At 67.5% G+C, this 21,134-nt stretch carries 17 protein-coding genes; 6 read left to right on the top strand and 11 right to left on the bottom strand.

Going from position 1 to position 21,134, the window contains the following annotated elements:
* Complete coding sequence (gene phoR, locus BM388_RS13970) at positions 1 to 1,329, top strand: phosphate regulon sensor histidine kinase PhoR (RefSeq protein ID WP_089851213.1); 1,329 nt, start codon at positions 1 to 3, stop codon at positions 1,327 to 1,329.
* Positions 1,330 to 1,469: 140 nt separating this feature from the next.
* Positions 1,470 to 3,458: a methyl-accepting chemotaxis protein gene (locus BM388_RS13965; RefSeq protein ID WP_089851211.1), complete on the top strand. Its 1,989-nt coding sequence runs from the start codon at positions 1,470 to 1,472 to the stop codon at positions 3,456 to 3,458.
* A 16-nt stretch (positions 3,459 to 3,474) separates the two neighbouring features.
* Here the strand turns inward: BM388_RS13965 and cysZ are convergent, their stop codons facing one another.
* The 6 genes from cysZ to BM388_RS13935 all read right to left on the bottom strand — a co-directional run bounded on the left by cysZ (position 3,475) and on the right by BM388_RS13935 (position 9,776).
* On the bottom strand, positions 3,475 to 4,215 hold the full coding sequence (cysZ, locus tag BM388_RS13960) for a sulfate transporter CysZ (RefSeq protein ID WP_089851209.1): 741 nt from the start codon (positions 4,213 to 4,215) through the stop codon (positions 3,475 to 3,477).
* An 81-nt stretch (positions 4,216 to 4,296) separates the two neighbouring features.
* Positions 4,297 to 5,025, bottom strand: coding sequence for a phosphate signaling complex protein PhoU (gene phoU, locus BM388_RS13955; RefSeq protein ID WP_089851208.1), 729 nt, complete (start codon positions 5,023 to 5,025; stop codon positions 4,297 to 4,299).
* Between the two features lie 24 nt (positions 5,026 to 5,049).
* Positions 5,050 to 5,868, bottom strand: a complete 819-nt coding sequence (gene pstB, locus BM388_RS13950; RefSeq protein WP_089851206.1) for a phosphate ABC transporter ATP-binding protein PstB — start codon at positions 5,866 to 5,868, stop codon at positions 5,050 to 5,052.
* 32 nt (positions 5,869 to 5,900) lie between these two features.
* Positions 5,901 to 7,448: a phosphate ABC transporter permease PstA gene (gene pstA / locus BM388_RS13945; protein WP_089851204.1), complete on the bottom strand. Its 1,548-nt coding sequence runs from the start codon at positions 7,446 to 7,448 to the stop codon at positions 5,901 to 5,903.
* Positions 7,449 to 7,458: 10 nt separating this feature from the next.
* On the bottom strand, positions 7,459 to 8,694 hold the full coding sequence (locus BM388_RS13940; RefSeq protein WP_089851202.1) for an ABC transporter permease subunit: 1,236 nt from the start codon (positions 8,692 to 8,694) through the stop codon (positions 7,459 to 7,461).
* Between the two features lie 68 nt (positions 8,695 to 8,762).
* Positions 8,763 to 9,776, bottom strand: coding sequence for a phosphate ABC transporter substrate-binding protein (locus BM388_RS13935; RefSeq protein WP_245781558.1), 1,014 nt, complete (start codon positions 9,774 to 9,776; stop codon positions 8,763 to 8,765).
* A 178-nt stretch (positions 9,777 to 9,954) separates the two neighbouring features.
* Here BM388_RS13935 and BM388_RS13930 point away from each other — a divergent pair, with 178 nt between their 5' ends.
* Positions 9,955 to 10,362, top strand: a complete 408-nt coding sequence (locus BM388_RS13930; protein ID WP_089851200.1) for an acyl-CoA thioesterase — start codon at positions 9,955 to 9,957, stop codon at positions 10,360 to 10,362.
* Positions 10,363 to 10,473: 111 nt separating this feature from the next.
* Here the strand turns inward: BM388_RS13930 and BM388_RS13925 are convergent, their stop codons facing one another.
* The 3 genes from BM388_RS13925 to hexR form a co-directional block, all read right to left on the bottom strand.
* Positions 10,474 to 11,562, bottom strand: coding sequence for a TRAP transporter substrate-binding protein (locus tag BM388_RS13925; protein WP_089851245.1), 1,089 nt, complete (start codon positions 11,560 to 11,562; stop codon positions 10,474 to 10,476).
* 126 nt (positions 11,563 to 11,688) lie between these two features.
* Positions 11,689 to 13,887 (bottom strand): DNA helicase II, encoded by a 2,199-nt coding sequence (uvrD, locus tag BM388_RS13920; RefSeq protein WP_089851197.1) that lies wholly within the window; start codon positions 13,885 to 13,887, stop codon positions 11,689 to 11,691.
* Between the two features lie 58 nt (positions 13,888 to 13,945).
* On the bottom strand, positions 13,946 to 14,809 hold the full coding sequence (hexR, locus tag BM388_RS13915) for a transcriptional regulator HexR (protein ID WP_089851195.1): 864 nt from the start codon (positions 14,807 to 14,809) through the stop codon (positions 13,946 to 13,948).
* 249 nt (positions 14,810 to 15,058) lie between these two features.
* On the opposite strand from hexR, the gene BM388_RS13910 reads away from it, so the two are divergent.
* Positions 15,059 to 15,274 (top strand): PA3496 family putative envelope integrity protein, encoded by a 216-nt coding sequence (locus tag BM388_RS13910; protein WP_089851193.1) that lies wholly within the window; start codon positions 15,059 to 15,061, stop codon positions 15,272 to 15,274.
* A gap of 95 nt (positions 15,275 to 15,369) precedes the next feature.
* Here BM388_RS13910 and BM388_RS13905 read toward each other — a convergent pair whose 3' ends face one another.
* Both BM388_RS13905 and BM388_RS13900 read right to left on the bottom strand, forming a co-directional pair.
* Positions 15,370 to 16,710 carry a sodium-dependent transporter gene (locus tag BM388_RS13905; protein ID WP_089851191.1) on the bottom strand — a complete coding sequence of 447 codons (1,341 nt, stop codon included), beginning with the start codon at positions 16,708 to 16,710 and terminating at the stop codon, positions 15,370 to 15,372.
* Positions 16,711 to 17,054: 344 nt separating this feature from the next.
* A complete protein-coding gene (locus BM388_RS13900) occupies positions 17,055 to 17,885 on the bottom strand; it encodes a DUF72 domain-containing protein (RefSeq protein WP_175535103.1) in 831 nt (276 codons plus the stop codon).
* Positions 17,886 to 18,440: 555 nt separating this feature from the next.
* Between BM388_RS13900 and BM388_RS18015 the strand changes: the two genes are divergently transcribed.
* Together BM388_RS18015 and BM388_RS18010 are read left to right on the top strand one after the other, a co-directional pair.
* A complete protein-coding gene (locus tag BM388_RS18015; protein ID WP_217641075.1) occupies positions 18,441 to 20,039 on the top strand; it encodes a type I restriction endonuclease subunit R in 1,599 nt (532 codons plus the stop codon).
* A gap of 12 nt (positions 20,040 to 20,051) precedes the next feature.
* Positions 20,052 to 21,044, top strand: a complete 993-nt coding sequence (locus tag BM388_RS18010; RefSeq protein WP_217641074.1) for a type I restriction-modification enzyme R subunit C-terminal domain-containing protein — start codon at positions 20,052 to 20,054, stop codon at positions 21,042 to 21,044.
* Positions 21,045 to 21,134: the final 90 nt, after the last annotated feature.

The following is a 21,134-nucleotide window of genomic DNA, read 5'->3' as shown; positions in this document are numbered from 1 at the left end:
GTGGGTCGCCTCTGGAGACACGAATGCTGGCGCCTGGCGGCCCTGGTCGCCGCCGGCGCCCTGCTCGGCTGGCCCTTCGCCGCCATCCCGACCGGCATCGCCGCCGGCCTCGCGCTCTGCCTGGCCTTCCACCTGCGCCAGCTCCACGCCCTCCACCAGTGGCTGACCCATCGCCCCCAGGAGGAGCCGCCCGCCGCCAGCGGCCTGTGGGGCGAGCTGTTTGACCGCCTCTATCGCTACCAGAAGAGCCAGCGAATCACCCAGCAGCGCCTGCGCGCGACCCTGCAGCGCATCCAGGAGTCGTCGGAGGCGATGCGCGACAGCGTGGTGATGCTCGACCGTCACGGCGACCTGGAGTGGTGGAACAGCGCCGCCGAACAGATGCTCGGCTTCCAGCCCCAGCAGGACCGCGGCCAGCACATCACCAACCTGCTGCGCGACCCGCGCTTCGTCGACTACTTCCACGGCCGCGACTACCGTGAGCCGCTGACCCTGGCCTCGCCCATCGACGAGGCGACCATCCTGCAGTTCCAGATCACCCTCTACGGCGACGACGAGCGCCTGGTGATGGCCCGCGACATCACCCGCCTGCACCGCCTGGAGCAGATGCGCCGCGACTTCGTGGCCAATGTCTCCCATGAGCTGAGAACGCCCTTGACGGTGCTTGCCGGCTACCTGGAGACCTACACCGACATGGCCGAGGCGCTGCCGTCCCGCCTGGGCCGCGGCCTCGCGTCGATGCAGGCCCAGACCGAGCGCATGCAGAACCTGGTCGATGACCTGCTGCTGCTGTCGCGCCTGGAGATCGATCGGGGCGGCCGCCACGATGGCCCGCTCGACATGGCGACGCTGCTCGAGGCGGTGCGCCGGGACGCCGAGGCGCTCTCCGGCGGTCGCCACGCCATCTCGGTGGAGGACACGGCGGCCGGCTCGCTAATCGGCAACGAGAAGGAGATTCGCAGCGCGCTCTCCAACCTGGCCTTCAATGCCGTGCGCTACTCAGGCGACGGCTGTCACATCGTGCTGCGCTGGCGGGCCCAGGGAGACGGCGCCTGCCTGGAGGTGCAGGACGACGGCGAGGGCATCGATCCGGTGCACCTGCCGCGCCTCACCGAGCGCTTCTATCGCGTCGACAAGGGCAGAAGCACCGCCACCGGCGGCACCGGCCTGGGGCTCGCCATCGTCAAGCACGTGCTGCTGCGCCACGACGCCCGCCTGGAGATCGACTCCCGCCCCGGCCGCGGCGCCACCTTCCGCTGCGTCTTCCCCATCACCCGGCTGGTCGATGGCCGGACACCGACGGCCTCGCAGGCGGCTGACGTGTCCTGACTTGATGCAGGTCATCTCCAACGGTCTCTCTTCGCCCCAGGACTCAAGTCAGGCCTCAGGGCGCCGTAAGCCGTAGGGAGTTCGCCCCGGACGGCTTCCTCAGGGAGGTGGCAGTCCCTGACCCTTGGAGTGACGCGTCCATGATCGCCCTGCTACATCGCCTTCCCGTCTCGCGGAAATTCTGGCTGGTTCTGGCCTTGCCCCTGCTGGCGCTGGCCTGGTTCGCCACCGGCGGTGCCCTCGAACGCCAGCACCTAGCCACCAACATGGACAATCTCGTCCAACTGACGCGACTCTCAGGCAAGGCCGGCCAGCTGGTCCATGCCCTGCAGCTCGAACGTGGCTTGTCCGCGGGCTATCTGGGCAGCAACGGGCGGCGGTTTGGCGAGCGCCTGACGGAGCAGCTCCCGACGACCGATGCCCGCTACGCGGACTTTGTGGGGGTCCTCGACGCGCTGGCCCCAGCGACCCTCGATCAGCAGCTTGCCGAGGGCACCATCGAGATCCGCCGTCGCATGGCCGAGACCACGGCGCTGCGCCAGCGGGTCGATGCCCTAGATGTGTCAAGCGATGAGGTCGTGGGGCACTATACCGCCCTGAACCACTCATTGATGGACATGGTGGGTCGCCTGAGCCATGTCGCCGACTCCGCAGCAATCACCCGCCAGCTGGGCGGCTACTTCAACCTGCTGCAGGCCAAAGACCTGGCCGGTATCGAGCGCGCCCTGCTGGCCGGCGCCTTTGCCGCCAACACCATGTCGGAGGTCCGATACCGTCGCCTGCTCGCCATGTTCGGCCAAGAGGCCGCCTTTCTCCAGGGCTTTCGTGCCCAGGCCGACGCCGCGCTAGGCAAGCGCCTCGACCAGGAGCTCAGCGGACCGACGATCAGCCGACTCGAGGCACTTCGCAGGCTCGCCATGGAGCGAGGGACCGAGGGCGGCTATGACGTCGATCCCCAGCAGTGGTTCGACCAGCAGACCCGCAAGATCGAAGGGCTCAAGGCCGTGGAGGAAGCGGTGTCGCAGCAGATCCTGGACGGTGCCATCGACCGCCGTGATACCGCGCGACGCGAGCTCTGGCAATACCTGGCGATCGCGCTGCTCGCCTCGGCACTAGCCATCGCACTGTCAAGCCTGATCGTGCACAGCATCCTGGGGCCGCTGAACCGCAACCTGGAAGCCATCCGGCAGCGTGGCAGCGACCTTACCCGGCGCCTGACGGTGCCCGGCAGCGACGAGCTCTCGTCGCTCTATCTGGCCTTCAATGACTCCTCGGACGAAACCGAACGGCTGGTTGGCAACATTCGTCGCGGCGCCCAGTCCGTGGAAGTGGCCAGCGGCGAGATCGCCATGGGTAACCAGGACCTGGCACAGCGCACCGAGCAGCAGTCGGCCTCGCTGGTCGAGACCGCCTCCAGCATGGAGCAGATCACCGCCACGGTGCGTCATACCGCCGAGACCGCCCGCCAGGCCGAGGCCATGACCGACCGGGTCGCCGACGAGGCCGGCGAGTCGAGCCGGGTCGCCAGCCAGGCCCGAGAGGCCATGCAGCAGATCCATGCGGCCAATCAGCAGGTGACCCACATCGTCGGCGCCATCGATGGCATCGCCTTCCAGACCAACCTGCTGGCCCTGAATGCCTCAGTGGAAGCGGCACGCGCCGGCGAGCACGGTCGTGGCTTCGCCGTGGTGGCAAGCGAAGTTCGTCAGCTGGCCAGCCGCAGCGCCGAGGAAGCCGAACGGATCCGACGACTGATCGACAACAACGTGGCACGCATCGATACCGGGGAGGCCTTGGTCAAGACCACCAGCGATACGCTGGACAGCATCGCCCGGCAGGTGCGCGATCTCGATGCCCTGGTTCGGGACATGTCGGCGGCCACCGATGAGCAGTCGACCGGCATCGAGCAGATCAACCGGGCCATGGCCCAGCTGGAGGAGGTCACCCAGCAGAATGCCGCCCTGGTGGAGCAAGTCGCCGCCGCCAGCCGCTCCCTGGATGATCAGACCGGTGAGATGAATACCCTCATCGGACGCTTCCGGATCCGCGGGGTGGACCAGACGATCTCATCAGGCGTGCACAATAATGCGGAGGCGAGCGCCGGGCGACGCCTCGCCGAGCCGGCGTGACGCCGCCCCCGGGGGATCAGCGCGCCTGAGACGGGGTGACGGTCTCCAGGCCGCGATAGTGGCGATCCCACATCAGCACCGCGGCGGCCACGGCGCCGGGCAGCAGGAAGAGGTTGGCCAGCGGCAGCCAGGTGATCAGGGTCACCCAGCCGCCGTAGGTCAGGGTCGGCCAGCGGCGCGCGCCCAGGCGCTGGCGCATGTCGCGGAAGCTGACCCTGTTGTTGTCCATCGGGTAGTCGAGGTAGGTGATCGCCATGATCCAGGCCGTGAAGGCCGCCCACAGCAGCGGCGCGATCAGATTGAGCACCGGGATCCAGCTCAGCACGAAGAGCAGCGCCATGCGCGGCAGGATGTAGGCCAGCTTGACCAGCTCGCGACCCATGGCGTCCACGGCGGTCTTCGTAAGCCCCCGGTCATCCAGCGGCGGCCGCCCGGTCACCTCGACCTCCACCCGCGCCGCCAGGAAGCCGTAGAAGGGCGCGGCGATCAAGTGGGTCACCAGGGTGAAGGTGAAGAAGACGATCAGCGTAAGGCTCACCACGAACAGCGGCCAGATCAGCCACGATAGCCAGGAGAGCCACTCGGGCACCATGGCCATCCAGCCGTCGAGCCAGCCACCGAAGTTGCCCACCACATAGCCGAGCATGGCGCCGTAGACCAGCAGGTTGACGAGTATCGGCAGGAACACGTAGCGGCGCAAGCCGCGAGAGTAGACCAGGCGGGTGCCGCGGGTCAGCGCGGTCAGGGCATTGAGCATCCGGACAGTCCTCATCAGCACGTGAAGGCCGCCACCCGAGGGGCGGCGGCCTGCGCATTGAGGGTCAAGCCAGGGACGAGGTCAAGAGTCGCGCTCGAAGATGTCCTTATCGAGATCCTCGGGGTCGGTATGGCGAATGTCGAGCCCCTTGACCAGGTAGACGACGTACTCGGCCAGATTATTGGCGTGGTCGCCGATGCGCTCCAGGGCGCGCAGGATCCACATCACGCTGAGCACCGGCGAGATCGAGCGGGCGTCCTCCATCATGAAGGTCATCAGCGAGCGCATGGCGCTGCCGTACTCGTTATCGACCTCGTCGTCCTCGTGGACCAGCTTCAGCGCCAGCTCGGTGTCGAGGCGCGCGAAGGAGGTCAGGGCATCGCGCACCATGCGGCGCACGTGCTCGCTGATCATGCGCACCTCGACGAAGCCGCGGTTGCCGCTGTCGGACTCGATCAGGTCGATGGCGTTGCGCGCGATCTTGCTCGCCTCGTCGCCGATGCGCTCCAGGTCGGAGGCGGCACGGATCACCGCCAGCACCAGGCGCAGGTCCGAGGCGGTGGGCTGGCGCCGCGCCAGCACCTGGGTGCACTCCTCGTCGATCTTGATCTGCATGTCGTTGACGGCGCGATCGTTGTCGACCACCCGCTGTCCAAGCTCCGAGTCGTGGTCGAGCAGGGCGCCCACGGCGTCCTGGACCTGCTTCTCGACCAGGCCGCCCATGGCCATCAGGTGCGTCTTGAGCTCGTCGAGCTCCTGGTTGAACTGCCGCGAGATATGCTGGCTGTGGATATCGCTGGTAATGTCCATGGGATCTCTCCTTGGGGCCGGCCGTCAGGCCATGCGCCCGGTGATGTAGTTCTCGGTGCGCGCCAGGCGCGGATTGGTGAACAGGGTATCGGTGGGCGCGTACTCGACCAGCTCCCCGTGCTGCAGGAAGGCGGTGTAGTCGGAGACCCGCGCCGCCTGCTGCATGTTGTGGGTGACCAGCACCAGGGTCAGGTGAGACTTCAGATTGCGGATCAGCTCCTCGATCTTCAGCGTCGAGATCGGGTCGAGCGCCGAGGCCGGCTCGTCGAGCAGCAGCACCTCGGGGCCTACCGCCAGGGTGCGGGCGATCACCAGGCGCTGCTGCTGGCCGCCAGAGAGCGACCAGGCCGAGGCGCGCAGCCGATCCTTCACCTCGTCCCACAGCGCCGCCGAGCGCAGCGCCCACTCGATGATGTCGTCGCGCTTGCGCTTGCTCAGGCCGCCCTGCAGGCGCAGCCCGAAGGCCACGTTGTCGTGGATCGACATCGGGAAGGGATTGGGCGACTGGAACACCATGCCCACCCGCCGCCGCAGCTCCGCCACCGACACCTCGGGGGCGTGGATGTCCTCCCCCTCGAGCAGTACCTCCCCCTCGCGCACCACCTCGTCGTTGAGGTCGTGGAGACGATTGAGCACCCGCAGCAGGGTCGACTTGCCGCAGCCCGAGGGTCCGATGAAGGCGGTGACGCGATGCCGCGGCACCCTCAGCGTGAGGTCGTTGAGCGCCGGCTTGTCGCCATAGGCGAGACTCAGCCCCCGGATGGCCAGGCTGCTGGCCTCGGGGGGAAAGTCGATGATCGCCGCCGAGTCGGGCGACGAGCGCTGTTCCTTCACGAGTGGCATCGAGACTCCCGGGTGGCGCCGCGCTTGAGGGCTCATCGACGCGTGAGCGCCCCGTGACGCGTACTGAGATGATGACGCAGAAATATTGCGGTCAGGTTAAGCACCAGGATCACCAGCACCAGCAGCAGCGCCGTGGCATAGACCAGCGGCATCGCGGCCTGGACATCGCCACCGTGGAAGGCGGCGTCGAAGATGTGATAGCCCAGGTGCATGAACTTCCTTTCAAGATGCAGGAAGGGAAAGTCGCCGTCCACCGGCACCTGGGGCGCCAGCTTGGCGACGCCCACCAGCATCAGCGGCGCGACCTCGCCGGCGGCCCGGGCCACGGCCAGGATCACCCCGGTGAGCATGGCCGGGGCGGCCATCGGCAGCACCACCTGGGAGAGCATCTCCAGCCGGGTCGCGCCCAGTGCCAGGGCGCCCTCGCGCTGCTGGTCGGGAATCCGCGCCAGCCCCTCCTCGGTGGCCACGATCACCACCGGCAGGGTCAGCAGCGCCAGGGTCAGGGAGGCCCACAGCAGCCCGCCGGTACCGAAGGTCGGCGAGGGCAGGGACGCCTCGAAGAACCAGCGGTCCAGGCGACCGCCGATCCCGTAGACGAAGACCCCGAGGCCGAAGACGCCGTAGACGATGGAGGGCACGCCGGCGAGGTTGCGCACGGCGATGCGCACCAGCCGGGTCAGCCGCCCCTGGTGGGCCACCTCGTTGAGGTAGATCGCCGCCAGCACGCCGAAAGGCGTCACCAGGATCGACATCAGCATGACCATCAGCACGGTGCCGAAGATCGCCGGCCAGACGCCGCCGGCGGTGTTGGCCGCCCGCGGCCCCTCGGAGAGGAAGCGCCAGACGCCCTCGCCCCAGGCGGCGAGCCTGTCGAGCGTCGACATGGCGTTGGGGCGACGCGCGCCGAGCACCTGCTCAAGCGGGACCGACAGCGAATCGCCGTCGGCGGTGTCGAGGATCAGGCGCCCTCCCGCCATGGCCGCCTGCAGCTCGCGCAGGCGGCCATGGGCCGCTGTGAGCTCGCCGTCCGCCAAGCCCTCGTCCCCGCGTCGCGCGGCGAGGGGCAGGATCACCTCTTCGCGCAGGCGGTCGCGGGCGTCGCGCAGCGCGGTCAGCTCGTCGAGGCGCGCCTCCAGCGCCGCCCAGGCGGCCTCCCCCTCGATCCGCTCGCCACTGGCGGCCTGAAACGCCGCCAGCCGGCCGATCGCCTGGCCCCAGCGGCGGCGCTCCAGCACCACCAGATCCACGGGATGGCTCACCGCCTCGATGGCCGCAACCCTCACCCAGGCCCAGCGATCGCCATCCAGGTCGCGGTTGCCGGTGCGATAGAGCCGCTCGACGCCGTCGCCCCGTGCAAGCGGCACCTCGCGGATCCGTTCGCCGGCGAGCTGCCGGCCATCCTCGAGCACCACCAGCTCGACGGGCGACGGCCAGAAGTGTCCCAGGCCGCGCACGGTCAAGAGCGCCAGCAGCGCCAGCAGCGCCAGCAGCGAGAGCGCCACGCTGCCCGCACAGAGCCAGGCGCCGGCGCCTTCACCGCGGGGCAGGCGCAGTCGGCGAGATGACGCTTCCCTCATGATCCGGCCCTCATGAACCGCCTCCCAACCGCTGATAGCGGCGGCGCAGGCGCGTGCGCACCAGCTCGGCCAGGGTATTGACCAGGAAGGTGAAGACGAAAAGTGCCAGGGCCGCCAACAGCAGCAGCTGATAGTGCATGCCCCCAGGGCCGGCCTCCGGCAGCTCGATGGCGATGGTCGCCGCCAGGGAGCGCAGGCCGTCCAGCGGGTTCAGGGTCATCAGGGCGGCATTGCCGCTGGCCATCAGCACGATCATGGTCTCGCCGACGGCCCGCCCGGCGCCGATCATCACCGCCGAGAAGATGCCCGGCGAGGCCGCGGGCAGCACCACCCTCCAGAGAGTCTGCCAGCGGGTCGCCCCCAGCGCCTGGGCGCCCTCCGCCAAGCTCGCCGGCACTCCCGAGAGGGCGTCCTCGGCCAGCGCGTAGACGCTGGGCATCACGGCGAAGCCCATCGCCGCGCCGACGATCAGGGCATTGCGCACGGCGATATCGAGCCCCAGGCGCAGCTCCAGGAAGCGGCGCAGGTCGCCGTCGAACGCGACGGCCTCGAGCCAGGGAGCGAGCCACACGGACGCGGCCAGCACCAGCGCCAGCCAGGGCACCAGCCACAGGCCGGCCCAGCCCAGCGGCAGGGCCTCGCGCCAGGGCGCGGGGAGCCACGAGCGCAGCCCGCCGGCCAGCAGCAGCCCCGGCACCAGCAGCACCAGGCAGGCGACGACCTCGGCCAGATGACGCTCGACCCAGGGCGCCAGCACTAGGCCGGCGACGAAGCCGACGACCACGCCCGGCAGCGCTTCCATCAGCTCCAGCGTGGGCTTCAGGCGGCTGCGCAGGCGCCGGGACATGAAGAGCGACGAGTGGGCCGCCGCCCCCAGCGCCAGGGGCACGGCGATCGCGAGCGCCCAGGCGGCCGCCTCCAGGGTCCCCCAGGCCAGCGGCGCGAGGCTGATCCGCGGCGTCTCGCCCGGCGCCAGGCTGGCCGTGGGCGCCCAGCGATGGCGGATGGCCTCATCGGCGGCCTCGCCGGCATCCTCTCCGACACCCCAGAGCGCCTCGGGACTGATCGCACTCGAATCCCCCGTCGGCCAGAATAGCGGCACCACCTCCACCGCCAGGAAGATCCCGATGGCCAGCAGCGCGGCGATCACGCCGATGCCACCGGCGGTGATCAGCGCGGTGGCTAGGCGATCACGCCCCTGACGCAGGCGGCGTCGCACGGCAGTCGGCGGGGGGGAGTCGAGCATGACCGGACCTGAAGAAGACGAGGGCTAACGAAAGAGTACGACACGGTGATGACAAGGGGATGACAGCGTCAACCGCCAACCTCTAGCGCCAGCGCGCGGCGCTGCCGCCGTCGCTGCGCCTCGGGCAGGGCGACGAAGCCGAGTTCCTCGACGATGGCCTGGCCTTCTGGCGAGAGCACCAGGTCGATGAAGGCGCGTTCAGGGGCCGGCAGCGCCTCGCCGGGCGGCAGGTTGAGGTAGAGGTAGAGATCGCGCGACAGGGCATAGTCACCGCGACGCACCGCCTCGGGATCGGGGGCGCGAAGCGTTCCGTCATCATCGCGATAAGCCATGGCCCGGACGCCCGGTGTCAGGTGATTGAGGCCGGCATAGCCGATGGCTCGCGGATCCTCGGCCACCGCCGCCACCACCGCGGCCGAGCCGGGGTGCTCGTTGACCGCCGGACGGAAGAAGCCGTCGCAGAGCGCCACCCGCCGAAATAGCGCCTGGGTGCCAGAGGCCGCGTTGCGGCCGTGGAGGCGGATGCGCCCCTCGGGCCAATCGAGCCCCAGCGCCTGCCAGTCGCGGATCGCCCCCGGCGCCCCGCAGCGCTGCGTGTCGGAGAAGACGGCATCCAGCTCGCGGCGCCCCAGGCCCGCGAGGGGATTGTGACGGTGCACCACCACCACCAGGGCGTCGCGGGCCACCGTGAGCTCCCGCGGCGGATAACCGTGGCGCGCGACGAAGGCGCGGTGCTCGACGTCGCTCATGGGGCGAGACATCGGCCCCAGCCGGGTGGTCCCGGCCACCAGCGCCGGTGGCGCGCTGGCCGAGCCGCTGGCCTGCAGCTGCAGGCGAATGCCGGGGTGGCGGCGTGCCAGTGCCTCTCCCCAGCGCAGCATCAGCCCCGCCATGGTATCGGAGCCCATCGTGCCCAGGGTCCCGGCGATCTCCTCGACCTGGCCACGCTCCCCGAGCCGCACCGGCGTCTCGGCCCGATCCCGATCCTGGATCTGGGCCTGGGCCTGGGCCTGAATCATCATCACGCCACACGCGATCAGCAGCAGCCAGGGGATCAGACGGCGGGACAGGACGACGGGCATGACGGCTCCTCGAAGCGCGAAGGTGAAGGTAAGGCTGCAGGGAGATCGCGGCCGGCGGCAGGATGTCGCGCCGCCACGGTGGTGAAGCCGGGTCCTCGGCGTATACCATGGAGCACCGATGAACACCGCCACCCCATCGATGCCCCCCACAACAACAATGCGAGTCGAAACGCCCGCCATGACAGACATCGACGATACCCCCGCCCCGCAGGGTCAGCTGACCCTCAAGCTGCTGGCCAGCCGCCAGGATACCAATCTGCACGGCGACATTCCCGGCGGCTGGCTGGTCGCCCGCATGGACGAGGCCGCTGAGGTGGCCGCCGGCCGCGAGGCCCTGGGCCGCACGGCCAACGTGGCCATCGAGGCCATGGACTTCCTCTGCCCGGTACGGGTGGGCTCCATGGTGAACATCTTCACCCGGGTCAGCGAGATCGGCCACAGCTCGATCAAGATCGACGTGGAGGTGTGGATTCGCGCGCCCCACGAGCGCGATCCCCAGGAGCTGCACAAGGTCACCGAGGCGCGCTTCGTGATGGTCGCTCTGGACGAGAACGGGCGTATCCGCGGCGTGCGCCAAGAAGCCTGATTCACCTCTCGCGGATCGACCCTCGTCGTCCCTCGGTGCAGGCCGGAGGCGCCAGCTGGGCGCCTACGGCCGTGCGCCTGGCCTGGGTGCTGCGACCGCTCGAGCGCAGCGTCAGGCGCCGACCTTCTCGCGGGTCTTCAGGTAGGCAAACTCGCCCACGTCGGTGAAGCGACGCACCTTCCGTTGGAAGGCGGTGTAGGAGTCGTAGACCCGGCGCGACGCCTCGTCCTTATCCACCTGCTCCTCGAGAACCTGCCGAGCGGCGTCGTGGAGCGCCACCAGCACCTCCTCGGGGAAGGTACGCAGCTCGACGCCGTGCTCGTCGACCAGGGTCTCGAGGGCCTCGGCGTTGCGCACCGCGAACTCGCTGCTCATCGCCAGGTTGGAGGCCATGGCCGCCTCGCTGACCACGGCCTTCAGGTCATCGGGCAGGGCGTTCCAGGCATCCAGGTTGACCATCCCCTCGAGCACGGCGCTGGGCTCGTTCCAGGCCGAGGTGTAGTAGTACTGAGCCACCTGGTGCAGGCCGAAGGCCAGGTCGTTGTAGGGACCGACCCAGTCGGCCGCGTCCAGCACGCCGGTCTGCAGGGAGGTGAATATCTCGGACCCGGGGGTGTTCACGGTGGTCACGCCGATGCGGTTCATCGCCTCACCGGCCAGCCCCGGCAGCCGCAGCTTGAGGCCCTGCATGTCGGCAAGCGTATTGATCTCCTTCTTGAACCAGCCGGCCATCTGGGTGCCGGTGTTGCCCACCGGAAAGGGCTTGAGGTTGTGCTTGGCGTACTCCTCGTCCCAGAGTTCATGACCGCCGCCGTGGTAGAGCCAGGCATTGGTCTCGGTGGTGGTCATGCCGAAGGGCACGGCGGTGAAGAACTGGGCGGCCAGGGTCTTGCCGCGCCAGTAGTAGGAGGCGGAGTGACCCAGTTCGGCGGTGCCCTGCCCCACCGCGTCGAATACCTCCAGGGCCGGGACCAGTTCGCCGGCGCCGTGCACGCGAATCTTCATGCGGCCCCCGGACATCCGCTCGATGCGCTCGGCGAAGTCGTTCGCCCCGGTCCCCAGCGCCGGGAAGTTCTTCGGCCAGGAGGTCACCATGTCCCAGGTGATGATCTCCTGGGCGCTGGCCGTGGAGATAAAGGAGGCGGTGGCGCCGGCGGCGGCACCGACGCCCACGGTCTTGAGAAACTGACGGCGTTGCATGGCGAGCATGACTCCAGGTGTGATTATTCTTCCCGCAGTGGCTGCGGGCTAAAGACGTGTCCGCCCAAGAGTATGCGTCACGGCTGAATTAGCCGGCAAGCACCGCGCACAGCGGTCCGGGACGCATCACAGCGGCGTCAGCTTGGCGAAGCCCAATACCAGCCACTTGTCGCCCTCGCCCTCGAAGCTGACCTGTACCCGGGCGCGCTCGCCCTCCCCCTCGGCATTGAGGATCACCCCTTCGCCGAAGACCGGATGGCTGACCCGCTGGCCCAGCGACAGGGACGGCAGGTCGGCGCCGCCGTCGACGCTCTCCTGGCGCGGCCCGGGGCGCGAGGCGGTGACCGGCCGCGAGATCTGGCCGCGCAGGCGCACCTCCTCCAGATACTCCTCGGGCAGCTCGCGCAGGAAGCGCGACGGCCGCTGGAAGGTCTCCTTGCCGTGCAGCCGACGCAGCTCCGCGTGGGTCAGGTAGAGCTTGCGCATGGCGCGGGTCAGGCCCACGTAGCAGAGCCGACGCTCCTCCTCCAGGCGTCCTGGCTCCTCCATGGACATCTTGTGGGGGAAGAGCCCCTCCTCGACCCCGGCGATGAACACCACCGGGAACTCCAGGCCCTTGGCCGAGTGCAGCGTCATCAGCTGCACGCAGTCCTCGAACTCGTCGGCCTCGTGGTCACCGGCGTTGAGCGCCGCCTCGGAGAGGAAGGCCTCCAGCGCCGCACCGCCCTCGCCGGCCTCGGGCGGCTCAAAGCTCTCGCCCTGAGTGAAGGCCTTGGCGGCGGTGACCAGCTCCTCGAGGTTCTCGACCCGCGCCTGGCCCTTCTCGCCCTTCTCGCTGCGGTGGTGCTCGATCAGCCCGGAGGTCGTGATGACGTGATCGATGATCTCATGGAGCGCCAGGCCGGCGGTGTCATTATCGAGCCGCTCGATCAGCTCACTGAAGGCGCGCACGGCCGTGGCGGCACGGCCCTTGAGCGAGGCGTCGAGCAGGGCATCGTGCAGCGCCTGCCACAGCGAGACCTCGGTCTGCCGCGCCCGGGTGCGCAGCACCTCCACGGTACGCGTGCCGATGCCCCGGGCCGGCACGTTGATCACCCGCTCGAGCGAGGCGTCGTCGTCGCGGTTGAGCAGCAGGCGCAGGTAGGCCAGGGCGTTCTTGATCTCGAGCCGCTCGTAGAAACGCTGGCCGCCGTAGATGCGGTAGGGCACCCCTTGGCGGATCAGCGTCTCCTCCAGTACACGCGACTGGGCGTTGGAGCGGTAGAGGATCGCCATCTCACGGCGATTGACGCCCTCGTCGACCTTCTCGCGGAGGGTATCGACGATGAAGCGCGCCTCGTCGAGGTCGTTGAAACCCGCGTATACCGAGATCGGCTCGCCGCGGTCGCCGGCCGTCCACAGCTCCTTGCCCATGCGCTCGCTGTTGTGGCTGATCAGGGCGTTGGCGGCGTCGAGGATGGCGCTGGTGGAGCGGTAGTTCTGCTCCAGGCGCACGGTCTTGGTGCCGGGGAACTCCTGCTCGAAGCGGCGGATGTTCTCGATGCGCGCCCCGCGCCAGCCGTAGATCGACTGGTCGTCATCGCCGACCACGGTCATCGGGGTCGACATGCCGCTCAGCAGCTTGAGCCAGGCGTACTGCAGGGTGTTGGTGTCCTGGAACTCGTCGACCAGCACGTGGCCGAAGCGCTCACGGTAATGGGCCAGCAGCGCGGGATTGTCGCGCAACAGCTCCAGGCTCCGCAGCAGCAGCTCGCCGAAGTCGACCAGGCCGCCGCGCTCGCAGGTGAGCTGGTAGCGCTCATAGAGCTCGACCATCTGCGCCATGTAGGCATCGCCGTGGGCATCGACCTGATGGGGACGCAGCCCCTCCTCCTTGCAGCCGGAGATGAACGACTGCACCTGGCGGGGCGGGAAGCGCTCGTCGTCGACGCGGTGGTCCTTGAGCAGCCGCTTGACCAGCCGCAGCTGATCATCGCTGTCGATGATCTGGAAGTGCTGGGGCAGGCGTGCGTCCTGCCAGTGGGTCCGCAGCAGGCGGTGGGCAATGGAGTGGAAGGTGCCGACCCAGACGTTGCGCAGCGAGATGCCGAGCAGCGCCTCCAGGCGGGTGCGCATCTCGCGCGCCGCCTTGTTGGTGAAGGTCACGGCGAGCAGCGCATAGGGCGAGAGCCCCTCGGCCTGCATCAGCCAGGCGATGCGGTGAACCAGCACCCGGGTCTTGCCGGAGCCGGCCCCGGCCAGCACCAGCATGTTGCCCTGGGGAGCACTGACGGCCTCGCGCTGGGCCGGGTTCATGTGGTCGAGAATCGCCGTGACGTCGTCCATAGCGCAGGGAAAGCCGGGTCAAAAAATGGAGAGCCAGCTTAGCATATCGGGGGTCGACTCAGGACTTGCCATCCTGCTCGGGGAAGCGCAGTGGATTGAGGCTCTTCTTCACCTCGCGAAGCTGCTCGGCGAGCTTGGGGCCCCGCGTCTTGGCCACGCCCACCGCCAGCACGTCGACCAGCACCAGGTGGGCGATGCGCGAACTCATGGGGGTATAGATCTCGGTGTCCTCGTGGACGTCGATGTAGAGCGGCAGGGTGACCTCCTCGGCGAGCGGCGAGCCGCTGGGGCAGAGCCCGATCACCGTCGCGCCGGCCTCGCGCGCCAGGCGCACGCTGGCCACCAGCGCCCGGGTGCGGCCGGTCTGGGAGATGGCCACCACCACATCGCCCTCCTTGAGGGTCACCGCCGACATGTTCTGCATGTGCGGGTCGGTGTAGGCGGCGGTGGAGATCTGCAGGCGGAAGAACTTGTGCTGGGCATCGGCGGCCACGGCCCCCGAGGCGCCGAAGCCGTAGAACTCCACCCGGTTGGCCATGGCCAGGGCGTTGATGGCCTGGCTCAGCGCCTCGTTGTCGAGCCGGTCGCGCACCGACAGCAGGGTGCCCACGGTAGAGTCGAAGATGCTGTGGGAAAACTCCACCACCGAGTCGCTGTCGTTCATCGAGAACTGGGCGAACTGGCTGCCGGAGGCCAGCATCTGCGCCAGCTGCAGCTTGAAATCCTGGAAGCCGTTGCAGCCCAGGGCGCGACAGAAGCGCACCACGGTGGGCTCGCTGACCTTGGCCTCGGTGGCCAGGTCGACGATGCGCATGTGGATCACTTCCTCTGGGTTGCGCAGCACGAAGCGCGCGACCTTCTGCTCGGAGCGGCGAAAGTGCTCCATGCGACGTCTCATCTCATCGAACAGGGCACGACTCACGCGGGGACTCCTTGCTGGCGAGCCGCCTCACGGCGAGGGCGAGGCGGCAAGAAGATGGGCAGATTCATGATCACAGTATGCCCCAAGCCGAGGGGCGATGCGCACCCCGTCGGGCACGAAGGCTCGGCGAGAGGCGCGACGCGAAGCGTTGACGGCGCGTTGTGCATTTTGCTCATGAGCCGTCACCATTTTGTCAAGTGAGATATAGTAAGACTATGCAGTGTCGCGAATCTTTTAGGAGAGTCGATCATGCGTAATGTCGAACGGTTATCCTCCCTCAAGAGTGAACTCCTCGACATCTTCATGGGCATGGAGGTCGTCGAGCACGAGCAGCGATCGCGCTCCGCCGCCCAACGTAACCTGCGCGCCCGCCGCGGCATCGAGCTGCATAACGAATTCAAGCGCCTGTCCCAGGAGATCGCCCCGCTCCCCGACGAGGCGTCGGCGGAAGACGAGATGCACTGACCGCCAAGCGCGGTGCCTCTCCCCTCACGCAACGAGCCCCGCGGGGCGGGGCTCGTTGGAGACGCGACGCGCCGGCGAAAGCCGGCGAGCCATGCTCAGAGGCTGGAGACGAACACCGCGATCACGCACAGCGGCGCGACGTACTTCACCAGGATATTCCAGGCGCTGAAGTCATAGACGTCCAGTCCCAGCTCCTCGCGAACCTGTTCCTTGTCCAGCACCCAGGCGACGAAGACGATCGCCATCAGGCCGGTCAGCGGCAGCAGGAACTTGCTGGTCACCGTGTCGAGCAGATCGAAGATGTTCAGGCCGAAGATCAGCACATCCCCCCAGACGTTGAACGCCAGCAGTGCCGCAATGCCCAGTGCCCAGGTCGCCGCCCCGGCTACCAGGGTGGAGGCGATGCGCGACAGCGGAGTGCGCTCCTCGACGAACTCCACCGCCGGCTCGAGCAGCGAGATCGCCGAGGTCAGGGCCGCGAAGGTGAGCAGCAGGAAGAACATCAGGCTAAGGATGACGCCGCCGCCCATGTTGCCGAAGGCCAGCGGCAGGGTGACGAAGATCAGGCCCGGGCCTGAGCTGAGATCCAGGCCGTTGGCGAAGACGATGGGGAAGATCGCCAGGCCGGAGACCAGCGCCACCACGGTATCGAGGATGATCACGGTCCGCGCGGTCTTGAGCAGGTTGATCTCCTCGTTCAGGTAGGAGCCATAGGCCATCATGATGCCCATGCCCAGCGACAGCGTGAAGAAGGCCTGACCCATGGCCGCCAGGATCACGCCGCCGTCCACCTTCGAGAAGTCCGGGTTGAACATGAAGTTCAGGGTCTGACCGAAGTGGCCGGTGGTCATGCCGTAACCCACCAGCACCACCAGCAGCACGCCCAGCGCCGGCATCAGGCTGCGCACGGCGCCCTCGAGGCCCTTGGTCACGCCGCGGGCGACGATACCGATCACCAGCAGCATGAACACCGAGTGACCCACCAGCAGCAGGCCGGGGCTCGCCAGCATGCCGCTGAACAGCGCGCTGATGCCGTCGGCGTCCTGACCGCTGAAGGCCCCGGTCACCGAGCTCAGGGTGTAGTAGAGCGACCAGCCGCCGATCACGCTATAGAAGGAGAGGATCAAAAAGGCACCGAGGATGCCGCTGATGCCGACGATCATCCAGCCGCGAGAGGCTCCGGACGCTTTGGCCAGGTCGGCCATGGCGTTGGCCGGATTGTTCTGCCCCCGGCGACCCACCAGCCATTCGGCCACCAAGATCGGCAGCCCGACCAGGCCGATACAGAGCAGATAGATGAGCACGAAGGCGCCACCGCCGCTGTCGCCCACCATGTAGGGAAACTTCCAGATATTCCCCAGGCCGACCGCGGAGCCGGTGGCCGCGAGAATGAAGGTCAGTCGAGAAGACCAGTGTGCGTGTTGCTTGGTAGACATAAATCACCCTGATGGTACGTGTCGTCATCGATCGATCGGATGCAATGACGGCGTTGTGGTTGTAGTCGCCACGTCCACGCCACTCCGGATCACGAAGTGGCGCTTTCAAGGGCATTACGGATGCCAGACAGGATCGCTGCCGGTACAACTTCCGCGAGGCCTCTGCGAGGCGCATCGCGGACACCTCCTGATGGATCACGGCGAGGAATCACACGGGATACGTATGAAACCCCACAAGATCCGATGGCAAGTGACGATCGACCCGTAAAAGTATCCGATCATACGCTTGTTGACTAGTCACCCGGGCAAAACCGCCGGCGCCTTTCGTCGCTGGGCAGGACAGGTCAAAACAGCGAGGCCTGGGCCTCTCCGGCGAAGGCCTCCAGGGAAGGGAGCGCCACACGTTCGGCGATCCGCGCATGCAGGCGTCGCGCGAGCTCAGGCGCCTGGCGGTTATCCGGCGTGTGCACAAGCAGGAAAGGGGTTTTCCCCTGTTTTATCCACAGGCAGAGGCGCTCGATCCAGGGGGTAACCGTGTGCTCGTTGATGGCGTCGTCAAGGTGGCCGATGAAGCGCACCAGCGGGAAGTCTCCCGTGGAAAGCACGTGTAACGGGAGTCGCGGCTTCTCGGCCTGAGCCCGAGCCAGGCCGGCATGCGCCTCGGGAGGCGTGGCGAAGAGCGCTCGAACGTCGAGCATCACCCGATCGACGCCGTGAGTTATCAACAATCGGTTGAGGGCCGTCTCGGCCTCCCCCTTGTGGAAGAATTCCCGGTGGCGAACCTCGACGGCGCAGGGCAGCCCCGCCGGCCAGCGTTTCAGCAGCGCCTCGAGCCGGGGCAGCGCTTCGGGGCCGACGTCCCGGGGCAGCTGCACCATGGTCGGCCCGAGCCGATCGTGCAGAGGCGCGAGCGCCGCGAAGAAGCCATCGAGGTCGGCCTCGATGCCCTCCAGGCGCTTCTCGTGGGTCAGGCTCGCCGGCAGCTTGAAGCAGAAACGGAACGACGGCGGCGCCTGGCGCGCCCAGGCGTCCACCGTCGAGGCCCGCGGCGCCCCGCTGTAGAAGGTGGTGTTGCCCTCCACGGTGGAAAATACCCGGGCATAGTCACCGAGCCAGTCATCGCTGCCGCCGTGGGGCGGATAGAGGCCGCCGCGCCAATCGGGGTTGGCCCACATGGGCAGGCCCAGGAACTGTGGGATGAAAATAAAATATCATCCTAAAATCCTCCCAATCATTCAATGGTAGCGATACCACCACCTATCCAGCAGTAGGAAGCCCTACTTTCACGAAAAGTAGCAAGGGGAAGTAGCGCTTCATCCACTCATGGAGACTGTAAGATGGGCGGCCACCCACGTGACGGGGTGGCCTGTTCCGTTACCTAATTGACGGCTTCGAGCTTAAATTCTTCGGGGTATCGCTGGCTTTTCATAGGACCTCTTTGGACCTCCTTGGTGTCTTCAGTATCAGGCTTGGATATGTCTACGAAACCCGGGGCGATTCACGGAGCCGATTCGCGGCTTGTTGCCGCCATCATCAACCAGGGCTCAACGGCTCAGGCTCCAGCAGGAAAACCAGCGCATTAGCCGGTACGCTTGGGGTAGCGCCTCTTCGTCACTAGGCGACCGGGCAGCACTGAGCCAGGGCTGCCGGCCTGTCCTGGCCGCCAGGGACGGGGCAGACAGAGCAGACGTGGGACCACCCACGCGATGACCAGGGGATGGAGGGGAGCCGTGCAACAGCCGGAGGAGCAGGCCAGGAGCCGGATCGATCAGCTGCTGAGGGATGCAGGCTGGATGATCCAGGACAGAAGCGACTTCGACCGACAGGCGGCGCTCGGAGTGGCCGTGCGGGAGTTCCACCTGCCCGCCGGCTACTGCGACTACCTGCTGTTCATCGACGGCAAGGCGGCTGGGGTCATCGAGGCCAAGAAGGCCGGGGTGACGCTCAGCGGTGTTGCCGAGCAATCGGCCAAGTACGTGGCTCAGCTGCCCGAACACCTGGCCCGCTGGGAGCAGCGGCTCGTCTACCACTACGAGAGCACCGGCGACGAGACCTTCTTCTGCAACCTGCGAGACCCCAAGCCGCGTTCTCGCCGTGTGTTCGCCTTTCACCGCCCGGAAACGCTGCATGAGTGGCTACGCCAGTCGGAGACCCTGCGTGCCCGGCTGCGCCAGATGCCGCCCCTAGAGACCCAGGGGCTGCGTGACTGTCAGATCGAGGCCATCGAGGGCCTGGAGAAGTCGCTGGCGGAAGACCGCCTGCGAGCGCTGATCCAGCTGGCCACAGGCTCGGGAAAGACCTTCACCGCCTGCAGCTTTTCTTACCGTCTGATCCGCCATGCGGGTGCCAGGCGCATCCTGTTCCTGGTGGAACGCAACAACCTTGGCGACCAGACCCTCAAGGAGTTCCAGAACTTCCAACCGGTGGGCGCTGCCAACCGCTTCAACGACACTTACATCGTTCAGCACCTGCACGGGCATCACATCGACCCCGATGCCAAGGTGGTGATCACCACCATCCAGCGCCTCTACGCCATGCTGCGCGGCAATCCGCTGGATGAAGCCGACGAGGAGGCCTCGGCCTTCGAGCAGTGGGAGGGCGAGCAGGGGGAACCGCTGCCCCTCGGCTACAACCCCGAGATCCCCATCGAGACCTTCGACTTCATCATCACCGACGAGTGTCACCGCTCCATCTACGGCCTGTGGCGCCAGGTGCTGGAGTACTTCGATGCCTCGCTCATCGGCCTGACGGCGACCCCCTCCAAGCACACCCTGGGTTTCTTCAACCAGAACCTGGTGGCCGAGTATCCCTACGAGCGCTCGGTGGTCGATGGAGTCAACGTCGGCTACGAGATCTACCGCATCCGCACCCGGGTGACCGAGGAGGGGGGCAAGGTGGAGCCCGGCGACGTGGGCTACCAGGTGCCGGTGCGTGACCGGCGCACGCGGCAGATGCGCTACGAGACCCTGGACGAGGAGTTCGAGTACACCGGCAAGGAACTCGATCGCTCGGTAGTGAACCCCAACCAGATCCGTACCGTGCTGCAGACCTACCGTGAGCGCGTGTTCACCGAGCTGTTCCCGGAACGCACGGGGGAGTGGCTGCCCAAGACGCTGATCTTCGCCAAGGACGACAACCACGCCGAGGAAATTGTGCATGCGGTGCGGGAAGTATTCGGCGAGGGAAACGATTTCGCCAAGAAGATCACCTACCGCAACAACGGCGAGGACCCCAAGGCGCTGATCAAGGCGTTTCGGGTCGACCCCATGCCCCGGGTTGCCGTCACCGTGGACATGGTCGCCACCGGCACCGACATCAAGCCGGTGTAGGTGCTGATATTCATGCGCGACGTGAAGTCCGAGGGCTACTACGAGCAGATGAAGGGGCGCGGCGTGCGCACCATCCCCGACGCCGACCTCAAGGCGGTGACACCGGATGCGGAGACCAAGACCCGCTTCATCCTGATTGACGCTGTCGGGGTAACGGAATCGAAGAAGAACGCCAGCCAGCCTCTGGAGCGCAAGCGGTCGCTGAGCTTCGATGCGCTGCTGGAACAGGTCGCCATGGGCCGGCGCGATGAGGATGCCATGTCCTCCCTGGCGGCTCGCCTGGCGGCCCTGGATCGCAAGCTGACCGATGAGGACCGCACCCGCCTGGCCGAGGCCAGCGGTGGCCAGGCGCCTCGTCAGCTCGCGAACCGGCTGCTCGATGCCATCGACCCGGACAACCAGCAGGCCGTCATCACCGAGCGGCATGGCCCTGCCCCCACGCCTGAGCAGGAGCAGGCCGTGGTACAGGAGCGGCTGGATGAGGCCTGCCGGCCCTTCGACAAGCCGGCGCTGCGCACCCTCCTCAAGGAGATCAAGCAGAAGCGCGATATCGTCATCGACGAGGTGACCACCGATGCCCTGGTGCACGCCGACTTCGACCACCAGCGGGCCGAGCAGACCATCAGCAGCTTCAAGGCCTTCATCGAGGAGCACCGCGACGAGCTGACCGCCCTGCAGATTCTCTACAACCAGCCGCTAGGCCAGCAGCGGCTCACCTATGCCGCCATCCGCGAGCTGGTCAACGCCATGCTGGAGAAGCCGCCTCACCTGGCGGTGGCCAACGTTTGGCAGGCCTACAAGCGCCTGGAGGCCTCTCAGGTTCGTGGTGCTCCGGTGGATGAGCAGCTCACCGAGGTGGTCAGTCTGGTGCGCTACGCCCTGGGGCAGACTGACACCCTGGAGCCCATCGATGCCGTGGTGGAGCGCCGCTTCAACCTCTGGCTCGGCCGCGAGAAGAAGGCCGGGCGCGAGTACAACGCCGAACAGGAGGCGTGGCTGCGGTGAAGTGGACCCCATCCTTCGGACCACCTGACAGGTCATCTAAGCTCGGATCGGGTCATTATCAGCGTCAGGCCGCCTTGTTCAGTGGTTGAG

The organism is Halomonas saccharevitans (assembly GCF_900116405.1).
GTDB lineage: Bacteria > Pseudomonadota > Gammaproteobacteria > Pseudomonadales > Halomonadaceae > Halomonas > Halomonas saccharevitans.
Note: the sequence above shows the minus strand (reverse complement) of the source record. Positions and strands in the feature narration are given on the sequence as shown.

Coding starts and splice junctions, on each gene's coding strand:
- BM388_RS13965 (WP_089851211.1), top strand. CDS start 1,470: ATGATCGCCCTGCTACATCGCCTTCCCGTCTCGCGGAAATTCTGGCTG.
- cysZ (WP_089851209.1), bottom strand. CDS start 4,215: ATGCTCAATGCCCTGACCGCGCTGACCCGCGGCACCCGCCTGGTCTAC.
- phoU (WP_089851208.1), bottom strand. CDS start 5,025: ATGGACATTACCAGCGATATCCACAGCCAGCATATCTCGCGGCAGTTC.
- pstB (WP_089851206.1), bottom strand. CDS start 5,868: ATGCCACTCGTGAAGGAACAGCGCTCGTCGCCCGACTCGGCGGCGATC.
- pstA (WP_089851204.1), bottom strand. CDS start 7,448: ATGAGGGAAGCGTCATCTCGCCGACTGCGCCTGCCCCGCGGTGAAGGC.
- BM388_RS13940 (WP_089851202.1), bottom strand. CDS start 8,694: ATGCTCGACTCCCCCCCGCCGACTGCCGTGCGACGCCGCCTGCGTCAG.
- BM388_RS13935 (WP_245781558.1), bottom strand. CDS start 9,776: ATGCCCGTCGTCCTGTCCCGCCGTCTGATCCCCTGGCTGCTGCTGATC.
- BM388_RS13930 (WP_089851200.1), top strand. CDS start 9,955: ATGACAGACATCGACGATACCCCCGCCCCGCAGGGTCAGCTGACCCTC.
- BM388_RS13925 (WP_089851245.1), bottom strand. CDS start 11,562: ATGCAACGCCGTCAGTTTCTCAAGACCGTGGGCGTCGGTGCCGCCGCC.
- uvrD (WP_089851197.1), bottom strand. CDS start 13,887: ATGGACGACGTCACGGCGATTCTCGACCACATGAACCCGGCCCAGCGC.
- BM388_RS13910 (WP_089851193.1), top strand. CDS start 15,059: ATGCGTAATGTCGAACGGTTATCCTCCCTCAAGAGTGAACTCCTCGAC.
- BM388_RS13905 (WP_089851191.1), bottom strand. CDS start 16,710: ATGTCTACCAAGCAACACGCACACTGGTCTTCTCGACTGACCTTCATT.
- BM388_RS13900 (WP_175535103.1), bottom strand. CDS start 17,885: ATGTGGGCCAACCCCGATTGGCGCGGCGGCCTCTATCCGCCCCACGGC.
- BM388_RS18010 (WP_217641074.1), top strand. CDS start 20,052: ATGCGCGACGTGAAGTCCGAGGGCTACTACGAGCAGATGAAGGGGCGC.